The sequence below is a fragment of the Rosenbergiella australiborealis genome (genome assembly GCF_018494035.1).
Classification (GTDB): domain Bacteria; phylum Pseudomonadota; class Gammaproteobacteria; order Enterobacterales; family Enterobacteriaceae; genus Rosenbergiella; species Rosenbergiella australiborealis.
The window spans coordinates 1-252 of record NZ_JABBFO010000052.1 but is presented as its reverse complement, the minus strand read 5'-3'; the positions used below and the strand labels follow the sequence as shown (position 1 = coordinate 252).

The following is a 252-nucleotide window of genomic DNA, read 5'->3' as shown; positions in this document are numbered from 1 at the left end:
CTAATGACCCGTGAGGCTTAACCTTACAACGCCAGAGGCGTTTTGGAATGAGAGATTTATCAGCGCGTTGACAGATTATTAAGAAACGAATTTGTAGAAACGATGTATTTTTATCGTAATCAAGGCGACGCCCAAGCGATGAGAAGGAGCATACACAGGTATGTGACTGAACAGCGAGCGGGACGTTAACGCCGAGTACGTTAAAAAGACGCGTTTTTAGCACAAAGAATTTGCCTGGCGGCACTAGCGCGG

General features: G+C 46.4%; 1 protein-coding gene. It reads right to left on the bottom strand.

The window, feature by feature from the left end:
- The coding region (locus HGT73_RS14675; RefSeq protein WP_214215983.1) for a hypothetical protein at nt 1-252 on the bottom strand (252 nt) is incomplete at both ends.